Origin of the sequence: Mesorhizobium sp. B2-4-14, from assembly GCF_006442155.1 — a bacterium.
In the GTDB taxonomy this organism is placed as follows: Bacteria; Pseudomonadota; Alphaproteobacteria; order Rhizobiales; family Rhizobiaceae; genus Mesorhizobium.
Map to the genome: position 1 here is coordinate 76,938 of NZ_VFVA01000001.1, position 23,256 is coordinate 100,193.

General features: G+C 62.7%; 22 protein-coding genes and 1 pseudogene. 15 read left to right on the forward strand and 8 right to left on the reverse strand.

Annotation, left to right across the window (positions count from 1 at the left end):
• Positions 1-140: 140 nt before the first annotated feature.
• Positions 141-1,118, reverse strand: a complete 978-nt coding sequence (locus tag FJ938_RS00360) for an ATP-binding cassette domain-containing protein (protein ID WP_246673116.1) — start codon at positions 1,116-1,118, stop codon at positions 141-143.
• 612 nt (positions 1,119-1,730) lie between these two features.
• On the opposite strand from FJ938_RS00360, the gene FJ938_RS29280 reads away from it, so the two are divergent.
• Together FJ938_RS29280 and FJ938_RS00370 are read left to right on the forward strand one after the other, a co-directional pair.
• Positions 1,731-1,895 carry a hypothetical protein gene (locus FJ938_RS29280; protein WP_181168915.1) on the forward strand — a complete coding sequence of 55 codons (165 nt, stop codon included), beginning with the start codon at positions 1,731-1,733 and terminating at the stop codon, positions 1,893-1,895.
• 122 nt (positions 1,896-2,017) lie between these two features.
• Positions 2,018-2,323 carry a hypothetical protein gene (locus FJ938_RS00370; RefSeq protein WP_140690192.1) on the forward strand — a complete coding sequence of 102 codons (306 nt, stop codon included), beginning with the start codon at positions 2,018-2,020 and terminating at the stop codon, positions 2,321-2,323.
• A gap of 437 nt (positions 2,324-2,760) precedes the next feature.
• Here FJ938_RS00370 and FJ938_RS00375 read toward each other — a convergent pair whose 3' ends face one another.
• Positions 2,761-3,141, reverse strand: a complete 381-nt coding sequence (locus FJ938_RS00375; RefSeq protein ID WP_140690194.1) for a response regulator — start codon at positions 3,139-3,141, stop codon at positions 2,761-2,763.
• Between the two features lie 5 nt (positions 3,142-3,146).
• Positions 3,147-6,257: a CheR family methyltransferase gene (locus FJ938_RS00380; protein WP_140690196.1), complete on the reverse strand. Its 3,111-nt coding sequence runs from the start codon at positions 6,255-6,257 to the stop codon at positions 3,147-3,149.
• 416 nt (positions 6,258-6,673) lie between these two features.
• Here FJ938_RS00380 and FJ938_RS00385 point away from each other — a divergent pair, with 416 nt between their 5' ends.
• Positions 6,674-7,255 carry a response regulator gene (locus FJ938_RS00385; protein WP_140690199.1) on the forward strand — a complete coding sequence of 194 codons (582 nt, stop codon included), beginning with the start codon at positions 6,674-6,676 and terminating at the stop codon, positions 7,253-7,255.
• A 54-nt stretch (positions 7,256-7,309) separates the two neighbouring features.
• On the opposite strand, the gene FJ938_RS00390 is transcribed toward FJ938_RS00385, so the two are convergent.
• Positions 7,310-7,741 carry a hypothetical protein gene (locus tag FJ938_RS00390; protein ID WP_140607119.1) on the reverse strand — a complete coding sequence of 144 codons (432 nt, stop codon included), beginning with the start codon at positions 7,739-7,741 and terminating at the stop codon, positions 7,310-7,312.
• 429 nt (positions 7,742-8,170) lie between these two features.
• Between FJ938_RS00390 and FJ938_RS00395 the strand changes: the two genes are divergently transcribed.
• The 3 genes and pseudogenes from FJ938_RS00395 (at position 8,171) to FJ938_RS00410 (ending at position 9,582) form a co-directional block, all read left to right on the forward strand.
• The gene (locus FJ938_RS00395) at positions 8,171-8,956 is read left to right on the forward strand and encodes an SDR family NAD(P)-dependent oxidoreductase (protein WP_140690201.1); all 786 of its coding nucleotides are present in this window, start codon (positions 8,171-8,173) and stop codon (positions 8,954-8,956) included.
• A 59-nt stretch (positions 8,957-9,015) separates the two neighbouring features.
• A pseudogene (locus tag FJ938_RS00400) lies at positions 9,016-9,180 on the forward strand (glutathione-dependent formaldehyde dehydrogenase); the annotation flags it as partial.
• Between the two features lie 162 nt (positions 9,181-9,342).
• On the forward strand, positions 9,343-9,582 hold the full coding sequence (locus FJ938_RS00410) for a hypothetical protein (protein ID WP_140690203.1): 240 nt from the start codon (positions 9,343-9,345) through the stop codon (positions 9,580-9,582).
• Positions 9,583-9,844: 262 nt separating this feature from the next.
• Here the strand turns inward: FJ938_RS00410 and FJ938_RS00420 are convergent, their stop codons facing one another.
• The 3 genes from FJ938_RS00420 to FJ938_RS00430 all read right to left on the reverse strand — a co-directional run bounded on the left by FJ938_RS00420 (position 9,845) and on the right by FJ938_RS00430 (position 11,935).
• Positions 9,845-10,216: a hypothetical protein gene (locus tag FJ938_RS00420; RefSeq protein ID WP_140690205.1), complete on the reverse strand. Its 372-nt coding sequence runs from the start codon at positions 10,214-10,216 to the stop codon at positions 9,845-9,847.
• 363 nt (positions 10,217-10,579) lie between these two features.
• Positions 10,580-11,602 (reverse strand): SDR family oxidoreductase, encoded by a 1,023-nt coding sequence (locus FJ938_RS00425; RefSeq protein ID WP_140690207.1) that lies wholly within the window; start codon positions 11,600-11,602, stop codon positions 10,580-10,582.
• A gap of 60 nt (positions 11,603-11,662) precedes the next feature.
• The gene (locus FJ938_RS00430) at positions 11,663-11,935 is read right to left on the reverse strand and encodes a hypothetical protein (RefSeq protein ID WP_140607125.1); all 273 of its coding nucleotides are present in this window, start codon (positions 11,933-11,935) and stop codon (positions 11,663-11,665) included.
• A 188-nt stretch (positions 11,936-12,123) separates the two neighbouring features.
• Here FJ938_RS00430 and FJ938_RS00435 point away from each other — a divergent pair, with 188 nt between their 5' ends.
• From FJ938_RS00435 to FJ938_RS00475, 9 genes are all read left to right on the forward strand, one after another.
• On the forward strand, positions 12,124-13,230 hold the full coding sequence (locus FJ938_RS00435; protein ID WP_140690208.1) for an SDR family NAD(P)-dependent oxidoreductase: 1,107 nt from the start codon (positions 12,124-12,126) through the stop codon (positions 13,228-13,230).
• Positions 13,227-14,291: an NAD-dependent epimerase/dehydratase family protein gene (locus tag FJ938_RS00440; RefSeq protein ID WP_140690210.1), complete on the forward strand. Its 1,065-nt coding sequence runs from the start codon at positions 13,227-13,229 to the stop codon at positions 14,289-14,291. The genes FJ938_RS00435 and FJ938_RS00440 overlap by 4 nt, the downstream gene beginning before the upstream one ends.
• Complete coding sequence (locus FJ938_RS00445) at positions 14,288-15,580, forward strand: TIGR04295 family B12-binding domain-containing radical SAM protein (RefSeq protein ID WP_140690213.1); 1,293 nt, start codon at positions 14,288-14,290, stop codon at positions 15,578-15,580. The genes FJ938_RS00440 and FJ938_RS00445 overlap by 4 nt, the downstream gene beginning before the upstream one ends.
• A 23-nt stretch (positions 15,581-15,603) precedes the next feature.
• Positions 15,604-16,665, forward strand: a complete 1,062-nt coding sequence (locus FJ938_RS00450) for a glycosyltransferase family 4 protein (protein ID WP_246673117.1) — start codon at positions 15,604-15,606, stop codon at positions 16,663-16,665.
• A gap of 2 nt (positions 16,666-16,667) precedes the next feature.
• Positions 16,668-17,798 (forward strand): glycosyltransferase, encoded by a 1,131-nt coding sequence (locus tag FJ938_RS00455; RefSeq protein WP_140690217.1) that lies wholly within the window; start codon positions 16,668-16,670, stop codon positions 17,796-17,798.
• Positions 17,795-18,889, forward strand: a complete 1,095-nt coding sequence (locus FJ938_RS00460) for a glycosyltransferase (protein ID WP_140690219.1) — start codon at positions 17,795-17,797, stop codon at positions 18,887-18,889. Before FJ938_RS00455 ends, FJ938_RS00460 begins: the two co-directional genes overlap by 4 nt.
• Positions 18,886-19,995: a glycosyltransferase gene (locus FJ938_RS00465; protein ID WP_140690220.1), complete on the forward strand. Its 1,110-nt coding sequence runs from the start codon at positions 18,886-18,888 to the stop codon at positions 19,993-19,995. The genes FJ938_RS00460 and FJ938_RS00465 overlap by 4 nt, the downstream gene beginning before the upstream one ends.
• 23 nt (positions 19,996-20,018) lie before the next feature.
• Positions 20,019-21,065 (forward strand): UDP-glucuronic acid decarboxylase family protein, encoded by a 1,047-nt coding sequence (locus tag FJ938_RS00470; RefSeq protein ID WP_140690223.1) that lies wholly within the window; start codon positions 20,019-20,021, stop codon positions 21,063-21,065.
• Between the two features lie 210 nt (positions 21,066-21,275).
• A complete protein-coding gene (locus tag FJ938_RS00475) occupies positions 21,276-21,461 on the forward strand; it encodes a hypothetical protein (RefSeq protein WP_140690226.1) in 186 nt (61 codons plus the stop codon).
• Between the two features lie 10 nt (positions 21,462-21,471).
• On the opposite strand, the gene FJ938_RS00480 is transcribed toward FJ938_RS00475, so the two are convergent.
• Positions 21,472-23,133, reverse strand: coding sequence for a hypothetical protein (locus FJ938_RS00480; RefSeq protein ID WP_246673118.1), 1,662 nt, complete (start codon positions 23,131-23,133; stop codon positions 21,472-21,474).
• Between the last annotated feature and the right edge of the window lie 123 nt (positions 23,134-23,256).

Below are 23,256 nucleotides of genomic sequence, written 5' to 3' on the forward strand. Positions count from 1 at the left end.
CGATAACCGGATTCCGGTTATCGCACAGCTTATGATTAATGGTCTTGGCCCTGCCCTTCCGCAGGCATGCGCGCCAACTTTATATACCCCTTCCGAAGCACGCTCTGATCGGCGACGCACCCTACGGCCAGAGCAAACAGTCAGGCACCTGCGGCAAGTGTTGCGAGCGCCCGCTGTCGGTCCAAATATCCGACCTGACTGCCGCCGACATTCAGGACAGGCAATGGCCCCTCTGCTGCGACGAGTTCACGCGCTATCTCGAAGATCGTCGCATCGGCCCTGACACCTGCGGTGGCATTGCCTCCATCGGCGGGTGCCATCAGAGAGGACACGCGAACCACCCGCGCAGGCGACACCTTGGCGACGAAACGGCGGACATAGTCGGTCGCTGGCCGGATCACCAGTTCTTCCGGGGTGCCGATCTGGACGATCCTCCCGCCCTCCATGATCGCGATCCGGTCCGCCAAGAGAATCGCTTCGTCGAGATCGTGGGTGACGAAGACCACGGTGCGTGTCTGGGTCTGCTGAAGCCGCTGCACCTCGCCCTGGAGGTCCGCTCGGATCAGCGGATCGAGCGCTGAAAACGGCTCGTCCAGGAACCAGAATTCCGGATTGGTGGTCAGCGATCGGGCAATGCCGACGCGCTGCTGCTGGCCGCCTGAAAGTTCCGAGGGAAAACGATCCCCCCGGCCCTTGAGCCCGACAGTTTCGATCAGTTCGGCCGCGCGGGCTTCGGCATTGACCCGCGGCATTCCCTGGACCTCCAGCGGAAACGCGACATTGCCGAGCACGGTCCGGTTGGGCAGCAGCGCGAAATGCTGGAACACCATTCCCATGCGGCGACGGCGAAGCTCCACCAGCGACTTCTCGTCAAGCCCCAGGATATTCTCGCCATCATAGCGGATTTCGCCCTCGGTGGACTCGATCAGCCGGGTGGGACAACGAAGAAGGGTGGATTTTCCCGATCCCGATAGCCCCATGATGACGAATACCTCGCCGCGGACAATGCGGAAAGATGCATCCTGCACCGCGCCGATCACGTCGGCCGCCGCCAGCGCGTCTGGGGTGCGTTCGGCCGCAGGGAGCCGACCAAAGGTCTTGGCGCCGGAGCCGAACACCTTCCAAACCCCCTTTGCTTCCAGCGCAACAGGCGCTTGGCGGGCAGTGCCGTTAGCCGAAAGGCGACGGACTTCAGACATGCATCCCTCCCTCGTGTCTGGCGGCGCGAGCCGCACCGGATTTCAGCAGTGCATCGGCGACGAGAGCGATGCATGCGACGCAGAGGCCCGCAACAATTCCCGGGCCCGTCTCACCCCGGGCGAGCGATGTGTAGACTTCCTGTCCAAGCTCACGCGTCCCGACTGGCTCTGTGGATGTCCGCTCAATTTACAGAACTTGGGTACGCGCCTTCGCGCTCATGCCACGGCGCGTCAGGCTCACCGGTCAGCACGGCGTTGAGCGCTTCGATCCATGTTGCTTCGGCTGAGATCAGGCTGAACAATGCCGTAAAACAGCTGCGGAGGGCGCGCCCGTTGTCGGAATTGGAACATTCGACGCCCCAGCCTGTTGGGAAAGGCGCGCTTCAGGGATGAGGCCGCATCGAGCGCGGATCGACAGCCGCCAATAAGCCCCGGCAGCGGGCCGACGAATAGCGCTCGATGAGCGTGTCACGTCTCGCCGCCATGGCCGGTATGCAAACCGCCATGGCCGGAATGTAAGGAGATCCCCCGATGTTGGAGAGTAACCTTTGGCTGGTCGTCGTAGCTGGTGGCCCCGTTTTGCTGGCAATCCTGCTGGCCTTTGTGTTGCTCATGCGGCGGCGGCGGGGACCCGCCGAGCGTCAGGCGAGCAAGCAGGCCACGGAACGCCTGTACGACGAAGACAGCAGGCGTTGATGGTTCTGAGGCATCCGGCAGAGTAACGGCCCGATGTCGATCCCAATTTTGTCTGGAACATCCCCGATGGATCAAGGTTGGGTCGATGTCGCAATCGAGCGATCAACGTAGGAGCTACCCCAATGATCAAACTTCTCTCAGCATCTGTATTTGCCATCATCCTTGCGACTTCGGCCATGGCGCAATCCAACGGCACCGGGAGTGGCACCGGAACAAGCACTGGTTCCGGCGGCACCACCGCGGGCAGCGGAACCGGCACCGCGACTGGCGCCGGAACCGGCAACGGCACTACGGATACAAATGCCACCAATTCGACGACGAATTCCAACGGAATGACCGACCGTTGCAAGGACACCGGCGCCAGCGACACCGACAACAACACCGCCAGCGGCAATACCACGTCGGACATGCAGAATTGCAATAAGTAGCCCGTGTGCCAATGCCGGCCAGGGCAGGAACTGATACGCGCGAGCAAGGCCCGCCGGGATCAGGCGGGCCTCAATTGAACCCTGCTCCATCTCTTGATGAGGTGTCGAGGCATGAGATGTCGCGCGGCGAGCCGGAAGCGTGCCGGACGACCGGATCGACTTCGCGTCGGTCCCTCAGCTCCAGGTTGCCGACCACCCTTCGTCGCCCTGGCGTCCTTGGAATGTTTGGCGATCGAAGGACCTGCTCCGGGTCTTCTCTGTCGCTGGAATGGCAGTCGGTTGCCGTCGAACGGACCGCCGCGGGCCGGATTGGGCAGCGGCCCAGGCAGGAAATAAGGACAGAGCGCGTCAAATGACGCGCTCGTGAAATCCGGAGCGGGAAGGTCGTACCGAAGGACGGGAGCAAGGACGTTTGGCCGTCAGGAATTCCCATCCATCTAGCCAGCCTCCTGCTTTCCCGCGGACTGCTGGTCGAAGAGTGTCATGATCGCTGCGATCAGCACTGCCGGTACGACAGGTTTTTGCAGCACCTGAACCCCGGCAAATCGGGCCGGCATCTCGGAGGGGGAATAACCGGTCACAAATGCGAACGGTATGACTTTCTCACGCAGTGTGTCCGCCAGCCCATAGCTTACCTCGCCGCTCAGTTGAACGTCCAAAAGCGCGGCATCGAATTCTTCTCCTTTCATGCAATCGATCGCAGCCTTGACCGAAGCGGCCGGTCCCACGACTCGGTGTCCGGCGGCTCTAATCATCGCCGCATGGTCCTCGGCGATCAGCCACTCGTCCTCGACAATAAGAATGCGCAATTGGGTCATCGCGTTCAGGCCTTTTCGTCGAGCGGAAACGAGATCCTCACCTCCAAACCCTGCGGATGGAAAAATGTTTCAGCCGTGCCGCCCAATCGATAGCCTATCTCGCCCCTAACCAGGGAGAGGCCGAAGCCCCCTTCCTTCGGCTCCGTGACGGGCGGCCCTCCGATCTCGCGCCAGATGAGCTGAAGTGTCTGCTCATGCACCGACCATTCGACCTCAACCCCACCGCCTTCCTTGTTCAGCGCGCCGTATTTCGTCGCATTGGTGGCGAGTTCGTGCATTACCATGCCGATCGATAAAGCCTGCTGGGGCTTCAATTTAAGCGCCGGGCCATGGAGCGAGAAGCGTTCCGGATCGAAGGCCGCGGCTTCCTGAGCGAGCAGTTCGCCGAGCGAAACCTCCGTCCAGTTCTCCCGCGAGAGCACGCCATAGGCGCGTGCCATCGCGTTGAGTCGGCCGAGCAGGGCTGTGGCGAAACCTTCCTTGGTGGTGGAACTCTCGACCGTGCGGTTTGCGATGCTGGTAATGACCGCCAGCATATTCTTCACGCGGTGGTTGAGTTCGGAGATCAGCACCTTCTGATGCTCCTCTGCCTCGGCCAGCGTCGTGACGTCTACTAGGGTCACCACGACGCCCTGGATGCGGCCGCCTTTGTCACGATAGGGAACAAGCCGGACCATGTGAAAGCGGCCCTGCGTGTCGCGCGCAAGGTGATGAACGATCGGCTCGCCCGTCTGGAACACGCGCCGGATCTGGTTGTGCATTTCCGGATAATCCAACTGGCTGGACAGATCGGTAAGCGGACGCCCGACGTCGGAGGCGCGCAGGTTGAAATAGGCAGACGCCGCGGGCGTGAAGGTACGGATCACCAGATCGCGGTCGAGAAACACGGTTGCGATCTCCGTGCTCTCGAACAGGTTCTTCAGGTCGCTGTTTGCGTGGTCGAGCTCCTCGATCTTGTTCGTCAGCTCAGCATTTATGGTGTTCAGCTCCTCGTTGAGGGACTGCATCTCCTCCTTCGAGGCCTCCAACTCCTCGTTGGTCGACTGGGCTTCTTCGTTGACCGAGACCAGTTCCTCGTTGGAGGACTTCACCTCCTCCAAGGCCGTTTCGTACTCTTCAATCGTCGATTGCAGCCGTTCGCGGGTGTCGCGCAGGTCGCGCTCGATATGTGCGATTTCGTCTGGGCTCTGACTCCCGTGCTGGGCTTCGGCCTTGTCGCGAGACGGACCGACCGGCTGGAACAGGACAAGAAAAAACGTCTCGCCTGAGCCCTGTTCGGACAGCGGCTCGACGATGATGTTGACCAGTTGCACCCGCTCGTCCTCGCCATCCATGGCGATGTGTTCGCGCATGACGATTTGACGGCCTGCGGCGGCCTCGCGCAAGGCCGCCCGCAGATCGAGCCGGAGCCCCCGCCGCGCCATGCTCAGCAATTGGCGGCTGGGTATGCCTTGAGCGGCTTCGAGATATTTTCCGGTCCGCGCGGAATAGTAGGCCACGTCACCTTCGGCGTTGACGACCACATGCGGCGGCGCATAGCGGTCCAAGACCTGCGCTTCAACGGACTGGCGGAACGCGCCATTGCCGATCTCGCTGCCCTTCCCCATCCTTCCGTCCGAGAAGAGGTGAGCGCCTTTGACGTTCTCGCCTACCAGCAGCGGAAGGCGCGATTTCGGCACGACGTCCTTGCGGGCCCTGAAAATGCGCTGCTTCTTGTCGACGGTGGAGAAGAGGTCTGAGTGTTGGCCTACGCTCTCCGACGTACCAAGAAAAAGATAGCCGCCGGGTTTCAAGGCGTAATGGAAGATGGGGAGAACCCGATTCTGAACGTCGGGCCCGAAATAGATCAGAAGATTGCGGCATGAAACCAGATCCATGCGCGAAAACGGCGGATCCTTGACGACGCTGTGCGGCGAAAAGATGCAGAGTTCACGCACTTCGCTGGTCAGCACGAAGCTGCCTCCTTCATGGACGAAGAAGCGGTCTCTTCTTTGTTCCGAGACGCCCTCGAGCAGGTTGGCCGGATAGCGTGCCGCGCGCGCAACGGTGAGCGCCGGTTCATCGATGTCGGTCGCGAACAATTGAATTTTGGGCACCATCGAGAGTTTGTCCATATGCTCGCGCAGCAGGATGCCGAGCGAATAGACCTCCTCGCCGGTGGCGCAACCCGGAACCCAGACCCTGACCGTGTCGGAAGCGGTTTTGCCCTCGAACAAGGTCGGAATGACCTTCTGCTCCAGCGAATCGAAGGCTTCCGCGTCGCGAAAGAAATTGGTGACGTTGATGAGCAGGTCGCGAAACAGCGACGTGACCTCGCGCGGATCCTTTCGCAGCAGGTCAATGTAGCCATTCATGGACTTCATCTGGTTGATCTGCATGCGCCGCTTGACCCGACGAATGAAGGTCTTGGTCTTGTATCCGGAGAAATCGTGGCCGGAGCGGTCGCGCAGTATGCCGTAGATTTCCTCGCGGGCGCGGTCGGTGTGCTCCGCCGGGACCTTGCCGTCGCCTTCGCTCAACAGATCGAGCACGCCGAAGCCGCGTGTAAAATCGACGAGCTTCTCACCCATCTCTTCCGCCGGAACGGCAATATCGACGACGCCGCTGGAAATGGCGCTTTGCGGCATGTCGGGGTTGCGGGGGCCAGAGCCGTCGCCGGCCTGAGCCAGCACAAAGCCGCCGTGCTCCTTGATCATCTTGGCGCCCAGGGTTCCATCGCCGTCGCCACCTGACAGAATAACGCCGACCGCGTATTCGCCCTGGTCCTCGGCCAGGGCGCTGAAGAAGACGTCGATGGGCTTGCGCTCCCGATTGCTCACATTGGTTTGATGGAGCTTCAACGTGCCGTCCTTGATCGACAGGACGGCGTTCTGCGGCATGACATAGACGTGATCCGGCTCCGCTCCCGCCCCGTCTTTCGCGACCGCCACCGGCATGCTGGTGTATCGCCCCAGCACCTCGTGGAGCAGGCTTTCCCGTTCGGGACTGAGATGGGTGATGATTATGAAAGCCATGCCGGAACCCTCGGGCAGGCCTCGGAAGAAGCTTTCCATGGCGGGGACGCCACCAGCGGACGCGCCAATGCCGACAATGGGGTGTCTCGGTTTTTGCGACATAAGGCCGTCTTTCTCTGAGCAGCCCAAGGTAGATAAGGCGGCAGCGACAGCAGGCTACCCTATGCGTTTTTTCTCGCGCCTGCCAGAAATTTAGGCGCAAGATTTTTCATAAGCCGTAGCTCACCTTAGCCATGTCGGGCGACAGCATTGCGTGCGACTGGTCCCGCGGTGGTCCATACGATTGAAGTCCGGCCACAGCTTTCCCCATGCGGGCCACAGGGTTCGAGGGAGGCCGGGTTGAGCCGAAGCGTTGCAACAGGATTGGAACCTCGCATGGTGCGCGGCGTTGAATCGACCGAGGGTATCAACGTTCAGGCCTCGTGCAGCAAGCTACCGTCCTTACAGTGCCGTCATCCGGTGACACGCCTGCTGGATGTCCCGGCGAGGCCTGTTGAGACCTAAACGGGAGGGCCAAGGTGCAGTTTCTTATCGGCGCGAAGGTTCTCATCGTCGAGGACGAATTCGTCGTCGCCGACGACCTCGCGCGTTACTTCTCCGGGCTCGGGGCCACCATCCTGGGGCCAGCCCGAAGCGTTGTGCAGGCCCGGCCTTATGCCGAGCAGGCGGATGCCGCCGTACTGGACATAGACTTGAATGGAACCCCCGTCTTTCCCATCGCCGACCGCCTGGTCGAACGTGGCGTTCCCTTCGTCTTCTTCAGTGCCCACGACCGCAACGTCATCCCTTCCCGCCTTGAGCACGCCGCCAATCTTTTGAAGTCAGCCGATCGCAGAAAGATCATCGCGGCGCTTTTCCCCGCAGGGACCCGACAGGATCAAATCGACGAACCTGCCGATGTCCTGTCGCTGCTGCCCAAACTTCGATTGGCAGCGCGCCTGATGCTTGGCGATGCCAGTGCCGCGGACCGGCTGGTGGAAACGACACTGGAACTCGCCATCCGCGAAGTCGGGGATCGTCCTGCTGATATCTCGACGGAACGATGGTTGAATTACCTGCTGCAAATATCCGCCGATAAAGCCGCCGACCTGCTCAATTAGCCCATGCCTGTCACCTGTGCCGTTGCAGCCTCAATCATGCGGCGCATGAAAACGTCAATTCACCATCAGCCGTCTCAGCCAAGCGACAATCCTGTTCCCGCCAACAATCCTGCGGACCCGGCCTGCAACCCAGTTTGCCTGCATCATTGTACCTACATGGCAGCTGCAGACGATGTCGTGCAATTCCCAATCCGACAGTTCGAAGAAACGCTTGGCTTCTCCGTACGTGTCGGATTTCAAGCCGGATGCACGCAGCAGCGGGTCCTCGAAGGCGACGGTAAGCGGCGATCCAGCCGCCCGCGCCTCTTCCCGCACCGCCGGGTGCAGATGTTCGGTCCCGGAGAGCGCGGCGAGGCAACGGGACGGATGCTGGTCGAGCACTTCCGCCCAACGCTCCATTCGCTGCGCTCTGGTCGTCAGCGGGACCGGGGCAAGCGGTGTGATGTCGGCTATTGATTCCAGTTGTTCGAGTGTCTGGTGTTTCATGACTGGCTCCTGTCGTCGTTTGTCGGCGCACGCTCATCAAGAGTTGTCGCGGCGAAAGGCGGCCCCAAGCCGCCCTGAAACCGCAGCGAGAATATCGGTGGCACCTGGCCGTCGGCTGTGGCCCACAGATGTCAACAGACATCGGGACGCGGTGTCTGAGGCGGGACAAAACTGTCGACACCGATCGATGTTCCACCGGCAGGAAGATTTTGTGCCGGGCTCCTGACCGGCCCTCGCTCAGTTTCTTGTTTCAGGTCGGAAAAGAGCCCCACGGCCGCGCTCCCCACCGACGCGGGGACAGCCGTGGCCAAATTGGTTCCGTCACATAGACGATCCGCGTGTCTCTTCCAGTTGCTTGGAACATTCGAGCCAGCTGCTTGTTCGGCCAAACACTTCAGGTTGGCCAACACTCCAAATCGAGAGGACAGAATGCGAAACGCGAAACTCGCCGTCGTCACAGGCGCCTCGAGCGGCATCGGCAAGGAACTTGCGAAACTGTGCGCGAAAGACGGCTATGATCTCGTCATTGTCGCCGATGAACCGGCGATCGAGGAGGTCGGCGAGGCGCTTCGATCTCGAGGTGTCGCCGTCGACGCGGTGGAAGCGGACCTTGCCACCGAGGACGGCATTGACCAGCTGATCTCGAGGATCGGCGACCGTGACATTGACCTGCTGTTCCTCAACGCGGGACGCGGGCTGGGCCGAGGCTTCGTGGATCAGGATTGGGCCAAGGTGCGCCACGTCATCGACACCAACGTCACCGGCACGGTCCACCTCGCGCACCGACTTACCCCCCGGATGGTGAGGCGGGGCCGCGGCCGGATCCTGTTCACCGGGTCAATCGCGGGCTTCATGCCCGGCACCTTCCAGGCCATCTACAACGGCACCAAGGCACTCATCGATTCGTTCGCGATCGCGCTTCGTCACGAGCTGAAGCACAGCGGCGTCACGGTCACGCTGCTGATGCCAGGCGCCACACAGACCCGTTTTTTTGAACGCGCCGACATGATGGATACGAAAATCGGAACCGATGAGAAAGACAATCCCGCCGACGTGGCCAGGGACGGCTACGACGCCCTGATGGCCGGCGAAGAACAGGTCATTAGCGGCTGGACCAACAGGATGCAGGTCGCCGGCTCCCGCTTCATGCCGGCAGGGATATTGGCCGAGCGGCATCGCCGCGTGGCCGAACCCGGCTCAGCCAGCAGAAGCTGAGCCCGGCGACACGCCAATGACATTTCTGAAAAGCGCAGGTTCGGTTGAAGGAGCATCCCATGAAAGCGCTGACATGGCATGGAAAGGGCGACATACGTTGCAATCAGGTCGCCGATCCGGCCATCGAGGACGATCGCGACATCATCAAGGTCACCTCCTGCGCCACCCGCGGTTCTGACCTGCACCTGATGGACGGCCACATGCCCACCATGCAATCAGGCGATGCGTCATCACCCACCGTGCCGGCCTGGAAGACGGGCCTGATCTCTACAAGACTTTCCCCGACAAACAGGACGGCTGCATCAAAACGGTGATGCGTCCGCACGGGTGATGCAGGTCGCTGTGAAACCTGGCGCCAATCCAACCAAAGCCATGGAGGCCCCGAAATGTCGACACCCAGGAACACGTCCAAGCCCGCACCGAGAACGCCTGAAACAGAAGGCCTTCCGCACCCAGGCCGCGATGCTCAAGACACCGACGCGGGCGCGGCGCCGACGGTTCCCAAGACCGCGGGCGCCGCGCAGCCGGACGCGTCGCCGCTCGACAACCGGGTCGCCAACCGCAATGCCGGGCGCCGGCGTCAGGCTGGTACCACGCCACGACCGACCGACGAGCCGCTGGAATAAGCGGGCTCGAATTCACGGTCTTATGGAGCAAACGCACCAAAGGTGGCGCTACCTCGCCTTGTCCTTGGGAACTATCCAAAGGTTCGGTGCGCGGGTTTCCCGAATGATCTTGGCGGCTTCTTCCAGGGTAATCCCGCACTTGCGGGCATAGTAGGTCGCTTCGTTTGCACTTCGTCATCCAACGGCAGTGCAATGATCGCCTGCTTTGCTTTGTGCTTCGCCTTCTTGGCCATGACGCGAATCATAGCCCCTTCATGGATACTTATTTACTGATGATCCAGTCCACCAAGCCGGGCTCAACCCGCTCGCAGTGGCAAAACTCGTAAATCAGGCTCTGAGCGAGCGCGCGCCATTGGCACTCCGGTGCCTTCATTTCCAAGACCAAATCTCGAAAAACAGACCGGAGAATGTCTGCATCGAACGCTGATACCGAGGGGTGTTGCTCAACCTCCGTTATCGCCTCATCTAACTTGCGCTGGCGAAACCGCTTTAGAAGCTCGCGTGATGCCGCGATTGCTCGCCGGGTTTGAGCTATATCGACGCGCAGTGAGGCAATTTCACCCCGAGATCGGCGCTGCAACACGATGCTGGCGTCCATCGTCGTCTGGGCCAAATCGGTATGGCCTTCAACCATCGCTACCTCCCCGCAGCTCAGGTTCTATTTACTCCTTTAGCAACGGGATTCAACGTCGGTTTTATGCCAAGGGCGCGCGGGCCATTCCGCAGGATCGTCCGAAATGGTGTTAGATAACCTCCGGGAACAATTTAGCCGAGTTTTTCACCGACAGTTGCAATTAAAACCGCCCTCATTCTAGTATTCAACTGCGAGGGGGAACCGCATGGATTAGCACATAAATTTATATCTAGATTTGGGGCCGGGCGAGCTGGCCGATCTGGAAGTTGTGGCAAGAGCAGCCTGGAACTTGGTGCGTTTGCTACATAAGACCGCGAATTCAGAACTGCGAGTGCTTCGGCCCTTGGTCGGCGGAAGCCGTGCTCAAGGGCCGCCTCTCCCGCCGACGGCACCGTAAACCTGGCCTGTCGCATAGCTGTCTTCCTGAGAAGCGAGGAGCACGTAGATGGACGCGAGCTCGCCAGGCTGACCCGGCCGTCCCATCGGCGTATCGGAACCGAACTGCGGAAGCTTCTCCGGAAACTGGCCGCCGCTTGGCTGCAGCGGGGTCCAGATCGGCCCCGGGGCGACCGCGTTGACACGGATGCCCTTTTTGGCGACCTGCTTGGCAAGGCTCTTGGCGAAGTTCATCCCGCACGCCTTGGTCATGGCGTAGTCGACCAGGGACTCGTCTGGATCATAGGCATTCACCGAACTGGTGATGATGATCGAGGAGCCCGGCTCCATGTGCTTCAACGCCGCCTTGGTGATCCAGAACATGGCATAGACATTGGTCTTGAACGTCCAGTCAAATGCTTCTGTCGTTATCTCCGCGAGTTCTTTCTGCGGATGCTGGCGCGCGGCATTGCTGACCAGAATGTCGAGCCCGCCGAGCCGGCCAACGGCGTCTTCCACCAGCTTTTCGCAAAAAGCTTCGTCGCGAATGTCGCCGGGCAGCGGCACCGCTTTGCGGCCCTCGGCTTCGATCAACTGCACGACCTCCCTCGCATCCGGCTCCTCCGGCGGCAGATAGCCGAAGGCGACGTCGGCGCCCTCGCGCGCAAAGGCGATCGCCGCGGCTCGCCCCATGCCGGAATCGCCACCGGTGATCAGCGCCTTGCGTCCGGCAAGCCGGCCGGATCCCTTGTAGCTCTTTTCGCCATGATCTGGACGCGGCTCCATCTTGCCGGCGAGGCCCGGCCATTCCTGCTGCTGCGCCTTGAACGGCGGCTGGGGATATTGCTTGGTCGGATCCTGTTTCGAAACCGGGCCCGCCGGAGCCGAAGCCGCGGCGGCGCTCGCCTGCTGTGCCTGGACCGGATTTGTGATCGCCGCGAGCACGCCGCCGGCCATGCCGCCAACCACGCGGCGCCGGGATGCACCGGCTGTCCTGGATTTCTCCGTCATGTCTCACTCCTGACGTGTTGCCGGACCCGGGCTTCCGAAACTGTCGGGCCGGCCTTGGGCTCAGCCCTTGGAGCCGCGCTCGACGAACTTGTTGAAGCGGCTGGTTCCGCCGCTGCCCGCTCTGTCCTGGTGCAGGAAGGCGAGGTCATTCTCGTCGAATATCCGGAAGAACTCGTCCCACTCCACGGGCTCAAGCGTCTCCTCGGGCTCGCCGAAGTCAATCCTTAGGATGCCGCCCTTGCCTCCGGTCCGCACCACGGCCGGATGGCCGTCGCGCTCCTCCACCCATTTGCGGATCTCATCGTGATTGGTGGTCGTCTTGGCCTCGGACATGCCGGTTCCCTTTCTCGGTGCAGGTTGATTGGCGGCCTAACAGCGCAAATGCGGCATTGTTCCCGGTGCCGGAAGGGAAGACGGCGCCCATTTCGGCCCTCAACGGGAAGGAACTTTGTTGAAGTCAGGGAACAAACCTTTTGCCCGGCAGTTCGGGGCGCCAACGCCTACTCTGCAAGGGAGCTATCGTGAAACGTGTATTGGTTACGGGAGGCTGCGGCTTCATTGGCCGCCACGTCGCCCAGGAACTCGTCGAACATGGCTATACGGTGCGTGTTCTGGATGTCCTTCTGGAACAGGTGCATGGCGCCGAGGCGATCAGCCTGCCCGCCGGCAGCGAATTGATAAAGGGTGACGTCCGCGACCGGGAGGCGGTGGCCGAGGCTGTTTCCGACGTCGATGCCGTTATCCACCTGGCGGCGGAGGTCGGCGTCGGGCAATCCATGTACGAGATCGCGCGCTATGTCGGCACCAACGATCTCGGCACCGCAACCCTGCTCGAGGCATTGATCAAGCGGCCGGTCCAACGCATCGTCGTGGCGTCTTCGATGAGCATCTATGGCGAGGGCCTTTACGAAACGCCGGACGGACGGCGCATCGACAATGCACGTCGCAGGCCGGACGAGATCAAGAGCGGCCAGTGGGACCCCTTGTCGGCCGAAGGCGAAAGGCTTTCACCGATCCCCACCGACGAGGAAAAACAGGCCGATCTCGCGTCGATATACGCATTGACCAAATATGCGCAGGAACGCGCCGTGCTCATCTTCGGCCAAGCCTACGGCATCGACGCGGTGGCGCTGCGCCTGTTCAACGTCTTCGGCGCCGGGCAGGCGCTGTCCAATCCATATACCGGGGTGCTCGCCAATTTCGCTTCGCGGCTCGCCAACGGCAAGCGGCCGATGATTTTCGAGGACGGCCGCCAGAAGCGCGACTTTGTCCATGTGCTCGATGTCGCCCGAGCCTTCCGCCTGGCGTTGGAACAGCGCCAGGCGGCCGGGCACGCGATCAACATCGGCAGCGGCCACGCCTACCCGATCAGCGAGGTCGCGCGCCTGCTTGCCGAAGCGATGGGACAGCCAGGGCGCTCGCCCGAGATTCTCGGCAAGGCGCGCTCCGGCGACATCCGCAACTGCTTCGCCGACATTTCCAAGGCACGTGAGCTGCTCGGCTTCGAGCCCCGGCACCGGTTGGAAAACGCACTCGACGAGTTCGTTATCTGGGTTCGCAACACCGGCGCAGTCGACCGCGGCGCCGACATGAAGCGGGAGTTGGAAGAGCGGGGACTGGTGTCATGACGCAGCATCCGCGCAGGACGCCGGTGGCCATAGTCGGCGGCAGCGGCTTCATCGGTTCGAACCTTGCCGCCAGCCTTTTGTCGGATGGCGAGCCGGTGCTGGTTGTCGACAATCTAAGCCGGCCGGGCGTCGAAAAGAACCTCGAATGGCTTGCAGGTAAACATGGTAGCCGCCTCACGGTTAAGACGGTGGACGTGCGCGACGCCGTCGCCATGCAGGCGGCTCTGGCCCCGGCCAAGGCGATCTTCCATCTGGCCGCGCAGACGGCGGTCACCACGAGCCTGGTGCAGCCTGGAGAAGACCTCGACATTAATCTGCGGGGCACATTCCATGTGCTCGAAGCGGCCCGCCGCACTGGCGCCCCAGTCATCTTCGCCAGCACCAACAAGGTCTATGGCGGCCTGCCGCAGATTGCAGTGAGGGAAGTGGACGATCGCTACGAGCCTTGCGACGAGACGATCGGCGCCAACGGTGTCGACGAGACGATCGGCCTTGATTTCTGCACGCCCTACGGCTGCTCCAAGGGTGCCGCGGACCAGTATGTGCTCGACTACGCCAAGTCCTACGACCTGCCCACCGCCGTGCTGCGCATGAGCTGCATCTACGGTCCGCGCCAGTTCGGCACCGAGGACCAGGGCTGGGTTGCTCATTTCCTGCTGAGTGCGCTCCGCGGCTGGCCGATCACCATTTACGGCAATGGCAGGCAGGTGCGCGACATCCTGCACGTTGCCGATGCCGTGGCCGCCTATCGCGGCGTGCTGGCCAGGATCGGCGAGTTCAAGGGCCAGGCATTCAACCTGGGCGGCGGGCCACGAAACGCCGTAAGCCTGCGTACGCTTCTGGCGGAGATCGCCGGCATGACCGGCCACGAGGTCACACTCCGCTACGACCAGGAGCGCACCGGCGACCAACCGTTCTTCGTCGCCGACACCCGCAAGATAGAAGCCGCGCTGGGCTGGAAGGCCGATGTGTCGTGGCGCGATGGCATTCGCGATCTTGCCGATTGGCTGCGTCAGCATCGTCTCACGCCGCAAGCGGAAGTCACGAGGTACGTCGCATGAAAGTCGCCTTGGTCAATCCGCACTGGACATACGAGCACAGCATCTATTTCGGCTGCCGGCAGCCGCATCTGCCACTGGAACTCGGCTACTCCAAAGCGCTGCTGGAGGCAGATGGTCACGAGGTCCTGATGCTCGACGGGCAGTTGCAGAACCTCGACAACGCGCTGCTGGCGGAGCGGGTCGCCGCCTTCGCTCCTGACATGTCGGTGGTGACGACGGCGCCCACCTACCTGTTCTGGCGATGCGCTCCGCCCGAACTTCGCGTGCCAGCGGAGTTCCTGGCTCACCTCGCGGGACGCGGCGGCCGAACGGTGGCGGTCGGACCGCACGGCTCGGCCACGCCGGCGCCGACCCTGCGCAAGCTCGGCGTCGACCTGGTCGTTCGGGGCGAGTGTGAGGAAGTGGTGGCCGAGCTTGCCCGGGAGGGCGACTGGGGCACGGTGTCCTACACTGCCCGGCTTGAGGACGGCGCGTTGGCGACCAACGGAGGCGTACATGCCAGCCGTTTCACCGACCATCCGGCCCTGCTCTGGCCGACCGATTGGATCGCCGCCCACACGCACCACCATCACCGTTTCGACTCCCCACAACACGGTGCTGGAGCAGAGGTGGAAGCGTCGCGAGGCTGTCCCTACAATTGCAGCTTCTGCGCCAAGATCGATTTCCGCGACGCCTACCGCCGCAGGAACCATGAGGCTGTCATTGCCGAAATCGACGGCCTGATCGCACAAGGCGTCCGCTACATCTACTTCATCGACGAGATCTTCCTGCCGCAGAAGGCGCTGCTGGAGGCGTTGGTCGGCCGCGATGTCCAGTTCGGCGTTCAGACCCGCATCGACTTGTGGAAGCCGGAATTGCTGGAACTCCTGGGCGCCGCCGGCTGCGTGTCGATCGAAGCAGGCCTCGAAAGCCTCACCGTCGAAGGCCGCGAGATGCTGGCAAAGCGCTGCCGGCTGGGTACCGAGGAATTGGCCGCGCTGCTGGTCAATGCCCGCCGCCACGTTCCGTTCGTTCAGGCCAACCTGATCGGCGTGGTCGAGGATGATCCCGCGCTGGTGGACCACTGGCGCGGGCACCTCATCGACAACGGCGTGTGGGCCAACGAACCGGTGCCGCTCTACCCCTACCCCAGTTCGCCCAGCTATCGCGCGCTGTGGGGCGAGCCCGACGACCTCGCCTGGGAGCGGGCCCATGAACATTACCTCGCCTCTTTCGCCTCGTTCAGCGACATCCAGGACAAGCGGCCGCGCCCGCTGGCCGAGTTGGAAGCCTCATGCTGCAGTCATTGATCAACCGTCCAAGGCGTATCTTGATGACCACCGATGCCGTCGGCGGCGTGTGGCAATATTCGCTCGATCTTTCACGCGAGCTCGCTGCCGCGGGCAACAGCGTCGTGCTTGCCGGCCTGGGGCCACCGCCTTCTGCCGAACAGGCGGAAGAGGCACGATCCTTCGCTGCCCTGGAATGGCTCAAGACCCCGCCGGACTGGATGACGCACGATCAATGCGACCTTGATCAGCTTCCCGAGGAATTGCGGGAGCTTGCGAGGGTCTACGCCATTGATCTCATTCACCTGAACGCCCCGGCACAGGCGGCCGGGCTCGACCTGCCCTGCCCGGTGGTCGCCGTATCGCACTCCTGTGTCGTCACATGGCTGCACGCGGTGCGCGGCGAGGCGGTCGCGAACGATTGGGCCTGGCAAAGGGATCGCAACAGAGCGGGCCTGGATCGGGCCGATGCGGTCGTGGCCCCGAGCCGGAGCCACGCCGATATGCTCGAGATCTGCTATGGCCCGATCCCCCGCCTGAGCGTCGTCTACAACAGTGCGGCACCAGGCCCGGCGACCGAGCATCGCGAGACATTCGTCTTTGCAGCAGCCCGTTGGTGGGACGAGGGAAAAAATGCCGCGGTGCTGGATGGCGCGGCCGCGATCGCGGAATGGCCCTTCTTTGCCGCCGGTCCGCTCGACGGGCCTGAAGGACAGAACGCGCGTCTCCAGCATTGCGTGTCGCTCGGGCCGATCCCTCACGAAGAGGTCAGGCGGCTGATGGCACGCGCCGGAATCTTCGTGTCGACGTCTCACTATGAACCTTTCGGACTTGCGGCCCTGGAAGCGGCGATGGCGGGCACCCCCCTGGTCCTGGCCGACATCGGCACCTATCGCGAGATCTGGAACGGCGCGGCGCTGTTCTTCGACGCGCGTGATCAGCACGCCCTTGCCGGCTGCATCGCCCGCCTTGTCCACGACGACGTCCTGCGGAGACAACTCGGCCAGCGCGCGGCCCGGCGGGCGCGCAAATTCTCGCCGCGCTCGCAAGCGACGGCCATGCGGGAAATCCACGAGCAGGCGGCGATGGCCGCCACGGAACGGTAGCCATGCACTTCCTGTTCTACACCCATTCCGCCGTCTCGGACTGGAACCACGGCAATGCGCATTTCCAGCGCGGCATCATGCGCGAACTCATCGCGCGCGGACATTATGTGATCGCGCTCGAGCCGGCGGACGGCTGGAGCCGCTGCAACCTGCTGGCGGAGAAAGGGTCCTTCGCGGTGGAGCGCTTCAGGAACGATTTCCCGGAGCTGATGCCGGTAACCTATGATGCGTCGTTCGATCATGAGGCCTGGATCACCGACGCGGATGTCGTGATCGTCCATGAATGGACGGCGCCGGACCTCATCGCGCGCGTTGGACGCGCGCGGGCCAATGGAGGCGATTTCACACTCCTGTTCCACGATACCCACCACCGGGCTGTGTCTGCGACCGAAGCCATCTCGGCCCTCACGCTGGAGCATTATGACGGCGTGCTCGCCTTTGGCGAAGCCTTGCGAGAGAGCTATCTTCGGGCCGGCTGGGGCAAGCGTGCCTTCACTTGGCACGAGGCGGCGGATGTGCGGTTGTTCAAACCCTGCCGGCGCATGAAGCCCATCGCGGATCTGGTTTGGGTCGGAAATTGGGGGGATGACGAGCGCAGCGCCGAAATCCACGAATTCCTGATCGATCCGGCACGCGAGCTTATCTTGTCGGGAACGGTGCACGGCGTGCGCTACCCGCCTGCCGCGCTCAACGCGCTCGCCGATGCGGGCCTGCACTATGAGGGCTGGGTCGCCAATGCCGATGTGCCGAAAATATTCGCGCAGCATCGCGTCACCGTGCACATTCCCCGCCGGCCTTATCGGCAGGGTCTGCCGGGTATCCCCACGATCCGCATGTTCGAGGCGCTGGCCTGCGGCATTCCCCTTGTGTCGGCGCCCTGGTCCGACGCCGAAGGCCTGTTCCGTCCCGGACAGGATTTCCTTTTCGCGCGGGACGGTGACGAGATGCGCCGCCACCTCAGCGACGTGCTGCATGATGGAGAGCTTGCGCTGACGCTTGCCGCATCCGGGCTCGAAACCATCCTGGCGCGACACACATGCCGGCACCGAGCCGACGAACTGTTCGACATACTGGCCGCATGTGGCAACCGTCATGTAGCCACTCGAATGCCCGCAAAGGAGGCCGCCGCATGAAAATCGCCTTTTACGGATCAAGCCTGTTGTCGTCGTACTGGAATGGGGCGGCGACTTACTATCGCGGGCTGCTCAAGGCGTTGTCGCGCCGCGGCTACGACATCACCTTCTACGAACCCGACGTCTACGACCGGCAGAAGAACCGCGACATCGAGGCCCCCGACTGGTGCACCGTCGTGGTCTACGAGCCGACGCCGCATGCGCTGATGCAGGTTGCGGCTTGTGCGGCGCAGGCCGACATCGTCGTCAAGGCAAGTGGCGTCGGCTTCGAGGATGACGCATTGCTGAGCGCGGTGCTCGAGCATGCCCGCGCCGACGCGATCACCGTATTCTGGGACGTCGACGCCCCTGCAACGATCAGCCAGTTGCGCGCCGACGCCGACCATCCGCTGCACGATGCCTTGCGCAGGATCGACCTCGTGCTGACCTATGGCGGCGGTGACCCCGTGGTGTGGGAATATCGCGCCCTCGGCGCGGCCGAATGCGTGCCGATCTACAACGCGCTCGATCCCGAGACACACCATCCGGTCGCCGGCGACCGGCGTTTTGCTTGCGATCTTGCCTTTCTCGGCAACCGCCTGCCCGACCGCGAGGCGCGCGTCGACGCCTTTTTCCTCGAACCGGCCCGAGCGCTGGACGGCAAGCGTTTCCTGCTCGGCGGATCCGGGTGGGGAGACAAACCTCTGCCTGGCAACGTCTCCTGGCTCGGCCATGTCGGGACCCGGGATCATAATGCCTTCAACGTCACACCGAAGGCGGTGCTGAACATCAGCCGCGACAGCATGGCCGCGAACGGTTTTTCGCCAGCGACCCGGATTTTCGAAGCGGCAGGGGCAGGTGCCTGCATCGTCACCGATGCCTGGCTCGGTGTCGAGATGTTCCTGACCCCCGGCGAGGAAATACTGGTCGCGAGAGACGGAACCGACGTCGCGGAGATCGTGCGGACGCTGACACCCGCCCGGGCAAAGGCGATCGGCGAGGCAGCACTGCGACGTGTTCTTGGCGAGCACACCTACACTCTGAGGGGAGCTCTGGTCGATACCGTCTTCAGGGAGCACGTCGGACGCCCTACCGTGGAGGCGGCGGAATGACGAAGCAACTCGACATCGTCTTCCTCGGCCTTTCGCTGTCCTCGTCCTGGGGGAACGGTCATGCAACGACTTTCCGCGGGCTGCTGAGAGGCCTTCATGACCTGGGCCACCGCATCACGTTCCTCGAACGCGACGTGCCCTGGTACGCGCGCCATCGTGATCTGCGGGAGCCCGATTTCTGCACCTTGTTCTACTACGAAACGCTCGATGAACTGCGTCGTGCCCACGAGCCGCGCCTGCGGCGAGCCCATATTGTGGTGGTCGGATCCTTTGTGCCCGAGGGGAAGGCAGTGATCGACACTGTGGCGTCGCTCTGCGGCGGGCAACTGTGTTTCTACGACATCGACACGCCGGTGACGCTGGCGCAGATCGCCGAAGACGACTGCGATTATCTGGCAAGGCGACAGATCCCGTATTTCGACGTCTATTTCTCGTTTACCGGCGGGCCGACGCTCGACCGGTTGCAGTCCGAATTCGGCGCGCAAAGAGCCGAGCCGCTCTACTGTTCCGTCGATCCGGAGCGGCATCATCGGACGGACAATGCCATCCAATGGGATCTCGGCTATCTCGGCACCTACAGTTCGGACCGGCAGCCGGCTCTTGAAGCGCTGCTGCTGGAGCCAGCGCGCCGGCTGCCGCGGCGGCGCTTCGTGGTCGCCGGCTCGCAATACCCGTCTAATATCGCCTGGCCCGGCAATGTCGAGCGTATAGAACATTTGCCTCCGGCCGAGCATGCTGCCTTCTACAGCCGCCAGCGCTGCACGCTGAATGTCACCCGCGCATCGATGATCGCGGCCGGATGGTCGCCGAGCGTGCGGCTGTTCGAGGCCGCCGCCTGCGGCACGCCGATCATCAGCGACCGGTGGCCGGGCCTCGACAGCTTTTTTCCCGAATCGACCATTCAAACCGCCGACAAACCCGACGACGTGATCGCGATCCTGAGCGGACAGAACGATCGTGCAAGGCTCGCCATGGCGGACCGGGCTCGCAAGCTTGTTCTGACGAGACACACCGGCATCGCCCGGGCCCGTGAATTCATATCCCGGCTGGCACCACCGGCCCGGATACGTTCAGGCCTCGGCCTGGACGTTGGAAGTGCGGCATGACTGGCAGACAGGAGAAGATACAGATGCGGCAATCAAGAAAGGCGCAACGGACGCAGACGGTGCTTATCGCCGGCGGCGCGGGTTTCCTCGGTTCGCACCTTTGCGAAACATTGCTCCGGGATGGTCACCGGGTGATCTGTGTCGACAATTTCCTCACCGGGCGAATGGACAATATCAGGCCACTTGTCTGCCGACCGCGCTTCCGGCTGATCGAACAGGACATCTGCACCCCGCTGGAACTCGGCGAACCGGTCGACCGCATCTTCAACATGGCTTGCGCGGCGTCCCCGCCGCGCTATCAGGCAGACCCGGTTCACACGACGCGCACATGCGTCATCGGCACATTCAATCTGCTTGAACTCGCGGCGGACAACGGCGCCCGGTTCCTGCAGGCTTCAACCAGCGAAGTCTATGGCGATCCCGAACAGCACCCGCAAAAGGAGGACTATGTCGGCCATGTCAACTGCACGGGGCCGCGGGCCTGCTATGATGAAGGCAAACGGACGGCCGAGACCCTTTGTTTCGATTACCTGCGTGCCGACAAAGCCGATATCCGCGTTGCGCGCATCTTCAACACCTACGGGCCGAGGATGGATCCGGCCGACGGCCGCATCGTCTCCAACCTGGTCATGCAAGCCATCGAGAAACGGCCGCTGACGATATTCGGCGACGGACGTCAAACCAGGTCGTTCTGCTATGTCACCGACCTTGTCGACGGGCTGCTGCGCCTGATGGACATCGATCCAAATCCACGCCAGCCGGTCAATCTGGGCAACCCTGGGGAATTCACCATCCTGCAATTGGCAAGCCTGGTACGCGAGATCACAGGCACGCGGTCGGCCGTGACGTTCCTGCCCTTGCCGCAAGACGATCCGCGCCGGCGCCGGCCCGATATAACGCGTGCGAAAACGCTGCTCGGCTGGGCGCCCAAGGTGCCTCTCAGACAGGGCCTGCTGCAGACGATCGGTTACTTCGCCGAGCTCGACACGGATCGGATGGATGCCTCCCTGACCCCGATTGCCGCCACTGGCGGTTCAAGGGCAGGCAAGGCGCAGAACCTGCCGGTTTGAAGACTGCCGGGCTGGCGCAATGACATGGTTCGCGGTGTTCAATTCTGCCACGGCCGGGAACATCCACGGGCTCTCGGGGTTGGGCTGTAGCAATTCCGGGAAAGGTGCGAAGCGGTTTTCCGTCCGGAATTGCGCGAAACAGCAACCTAGCCGGTCGACGGTTCGATCATACGCTGAACCGCTCTGGGAAGCCCGGATGGAGAAGGACCCGTGCAACCGAAACGATCCGCCAGAGACATCGATCAGATCGCCGCCAGCGAAACGGCCGCCTATTTGCGGCGGGCCTCCATCACCTATCTCGAATGTTGCATCAGCTTGATGATGACGCATCTGCAGCGCGAGGAGGTTGCCTCGATTCTGGAACGAGAAGCCGACATGCTGCGCAATTTGGATTGAGCTCGCGGCTTCAGGCCCTTGCCAGTTCGACGAAACGCAGCAGCCCCGCCTGGTAACGCCGGACGGTATCGGCCAGCCGGGTGCGCTCCCGCTCGTTGCAGGATTGGGTCGCCATGGTCCACAAGCCGAGCTGAAAAGCCAGGTAGCAGGGCTCCATGTAGGCAACCAGGTCAAGGTCGATGAGAGACCGTGTTCCGGTTTCCATGCAACTGACGAGCTTCGAAACCTCCAGGTTGGTCAGGCCATGTTCGATGCAGGCTCCGGCGACGTCCCATTCTATAGCCTGGCAGCCCACGAGGTCATGCGAGCGGCAATGATCGACAGCATCTGTCTTGATGAGCGTGCCATCGGCGCGCGCCAAGAATTCCCAGCGATGCAGCCGCCCATCGATCTCGACCTTGCGTTGGGTTTGTGGCAGCTGCCGGCTGGCGAACCAATCGCGCAATCGCGTCCCATGACTCTCCCCCAGCGCCCGGGCGCAATTGAAGACTGCCATGCCTGCGAGTTCTGCCAATGAAGCGCCGGCTTGCGTGGTTTGCAAATTGGCGTCGCGCCAGGCGAGGTACCGCCCCAGATGCTCGATGAGCCTGTCCCTGGATATATGAGCCTCATCAGCAGTTTCCGGGTCGACCCAGCGCTCGATCAGAAAACCGTGGCGGAGCCCCACGACCGGCGGACCGAAGCCGGCCTCTTGGAGCGACTTTGCGGACTGCAGCTTGCTTCGGCCGGTTTCGCCAATTCCGGCGAACTTGACCAGCCATCGCTTCGCGCCTTCCGAGGCCATGAACTTGCGCCGCTCGAAACCGCCGAAAACCGGAGGCCAGCACTCAGGCTGCGTTCGGAGGCACTCGCGCCAGGCTCCGCCGGAGATCTCGCGCAGCCGGATGTCTGGCCTGCCCAAAAGCTCGGCGACCCAGTCTCGCAGCGACGGCGCCGTCGAACGGTCGAAAGCGTGCTCGAAATCCGCAACATGGCGGCGGCAGCGGAGCCAGAGCGCACGTATGTCGGGCGACGCCTGGGCACCCGGCTCGCCAGAATGACTGGGAAACAAATGGATGCGCTCGATGTCGATGCCAAGGTGAAGCAGCCACGCTATCACCGCATGGAACGAACTGCCGGAAAGGCCAGGCCCCTCGTCAACGATGGCAAATCGGGCGGCCGGATCGTGGCGCCAACCGCCAATCAATTCGGGATCGGCAGCGATGCCGCGGCGGAAAGGATGCCCAATGGGCCGCACGCTGACTGGCGGTGGGGCGCCGATGGCGGCCGCGACCATCGCGGCGAGCCCGAGACCGATGCTGCGAATGCCGATGACGCAGGTGTTCGCGGCAAGCCCGGAACGTCGGGCGGCGACAAGATAGGTTTCGGGGTAGAGCGCGTAAAAGGCATAGCCTTCGGCGGCCCCGGTGACGACTTCGCTCTGGCAATCCAGGTCCCGAAGCATAACGAGAATATCATCGTTCAGCGCTCCGCTAGCGACAAAGCCGCATTGCCAGGACCACGCAACTTCCTGCGCCAGCCCGAAAAGGATTTTTGCGCCTTGCCGTTGACGCAGTGAATTGCTGTCGAGCCCAGAGGCCCGGAACTCGATGTCGGCAAGGCCCTGGGCCAGCTCCGAAACGCTTATGAACAGGCCCACCAGGGCAGCATGCCGCTCGATGCCGGCCGGCATCGAGCCGATGTCCGCCGCTGCTTCGCAGGCGGCTTCTCTGAGCCGCGACGCGCTGTGCACCTGCTTGTGGTCACCAAAGACGATCATCGTTCCTGCCGGACTATCCCGCCGCCAACGCCGACT

Excerpts from the sequence above, each read along its gene's own strand:
- FJ938_RS29280 (WP_181168915.1), top strand. The coding sequence starts at position 1,731 with ATGTTGGAGAGTAACCTTTGGCTGGTCGTCGTAGCTGGTGGCCCCGTT.
- FJ938_RS00370 (WP_140690192.1), top strand. The coding sequence starts at position 2,018 with ATGATCAAACTTCTCTCAGCATCTGTATTTGCCATCATCCTTGCGACT.
- FJ938_RS00375 (WP_140690194.1), bottom strand. The coding sequence starts at position 3,141 with ATGACCCAATTGCGCATTCTTATTGTCGAGGACGAGTGGCTGATCGCC.
- FJ938_RS00380 (WP_140690196.1), bottom strand. The coding sequence starts at position 6,257 with ATGTCGCAAAAACCGAGACACCCCATTGTCGGCATTGGCGCGTCCGCT.
- FJ938_RS00390 (WP_140607119.1), bottom strand. The coding sequence starts at position 7,741 with ATGAAACACCAGACACTCGAACAACTGGAATCAATAGCCGACATCACA.
- FJ938_RS00395 (WP_140690201.1), top strand. The coding sequence starts at position 8,171 with ATGCGAAACGCGAAACTCGCCGTCGTCACAGGCGCCTCGAGCGGCATC.
- FJ938_RS00410 (WP_140690203.1), top strand. The coding sequence starts at position 9,343 with ATGTCGACACCCAGGAACACGTCCAAGCCCGCACCGAGAACGCCTGAA.
- FJ938_RS00420 (WP_140690205.1), bottom strand. The coding sequence starts at position 10,216 with ATGGTTGAAGGCCATACCGATTTGGCCCAGACGACGATGGACGCCAGC.
- FJ938_RS00425 (WP_140690207.1), bottom strand. The coding sequence starts at position 11,602 with ATGACGGAGAAATCCAGGACAGCCGGTGCATCCCGGCGCCGCGTGGTT.
- FJ938_RS00430 (WP_140607125.1), bottom strand. The coding sequence starts at position 11,935 with ATGTCCGAGGCCAAGACGACCACCAATCACGATGAGATCCGCAAATGG.
- FJ938_RS00440 (WP_140690210.1), top strand. The coding sequence starts at position 13,227 with ATGACGCAGCATCCGCGCAGGACGCCGGTGGCCATAGTCGGCGGCAGC.
- FJ938_RS00445 (WP_140690213.1), top strand. The coding sequence starts at position 14,288 with ATGAAAGTCGCCTTGGTCAATCCGCACTGGACATACGAGCACAGCATC.
- FJ938_RS00450 (WP_246673117.1), top strand. The coding sequence starts at position 15,604 with ATGACCACCGATGCCGTCGGCGGCGTGTGGCAATATTCGCTCGATCTT.
- FJ938_RS00455 (WP_140690217.1), top strand. The coding sequence starts at position 16,668 with ATGCACTTCCTGTTCTACACCCATTCCGCCGTCTCGGACTGGAACCAC.
- FJ938_RS00460 (WP_140690219.1), top strand. The coding sequence starts at position 17,795 with ATGAAAATCGCCTTTTACGGATCAAGCCTGTTGTCGTCGTACTGGAAT.
- FJ938_RS00465 (WP_140690220.1), top strand. The coding sequence starts at position 18,886 with ATGACGAAGCAACTCGACATCGTCTTCCTCGGCCTTTCGCTGTCCTCG.
- FJ938_RS00470 (WP_140690223.1), top strand. The coding sequence starts at position 20,019 with ATGCGGCAATCAAGAAAGGCGCAACGGACGCAGACGGTGCTTATCGCC.
- FJ938_RS00480 (WP_246673118.1), bottom strand. The coding sequence starts at position 23,133 with ATGCCGGCCGGCATCGAGCGGCATGCTGCCCTGGTGGGCCTGTTCATA.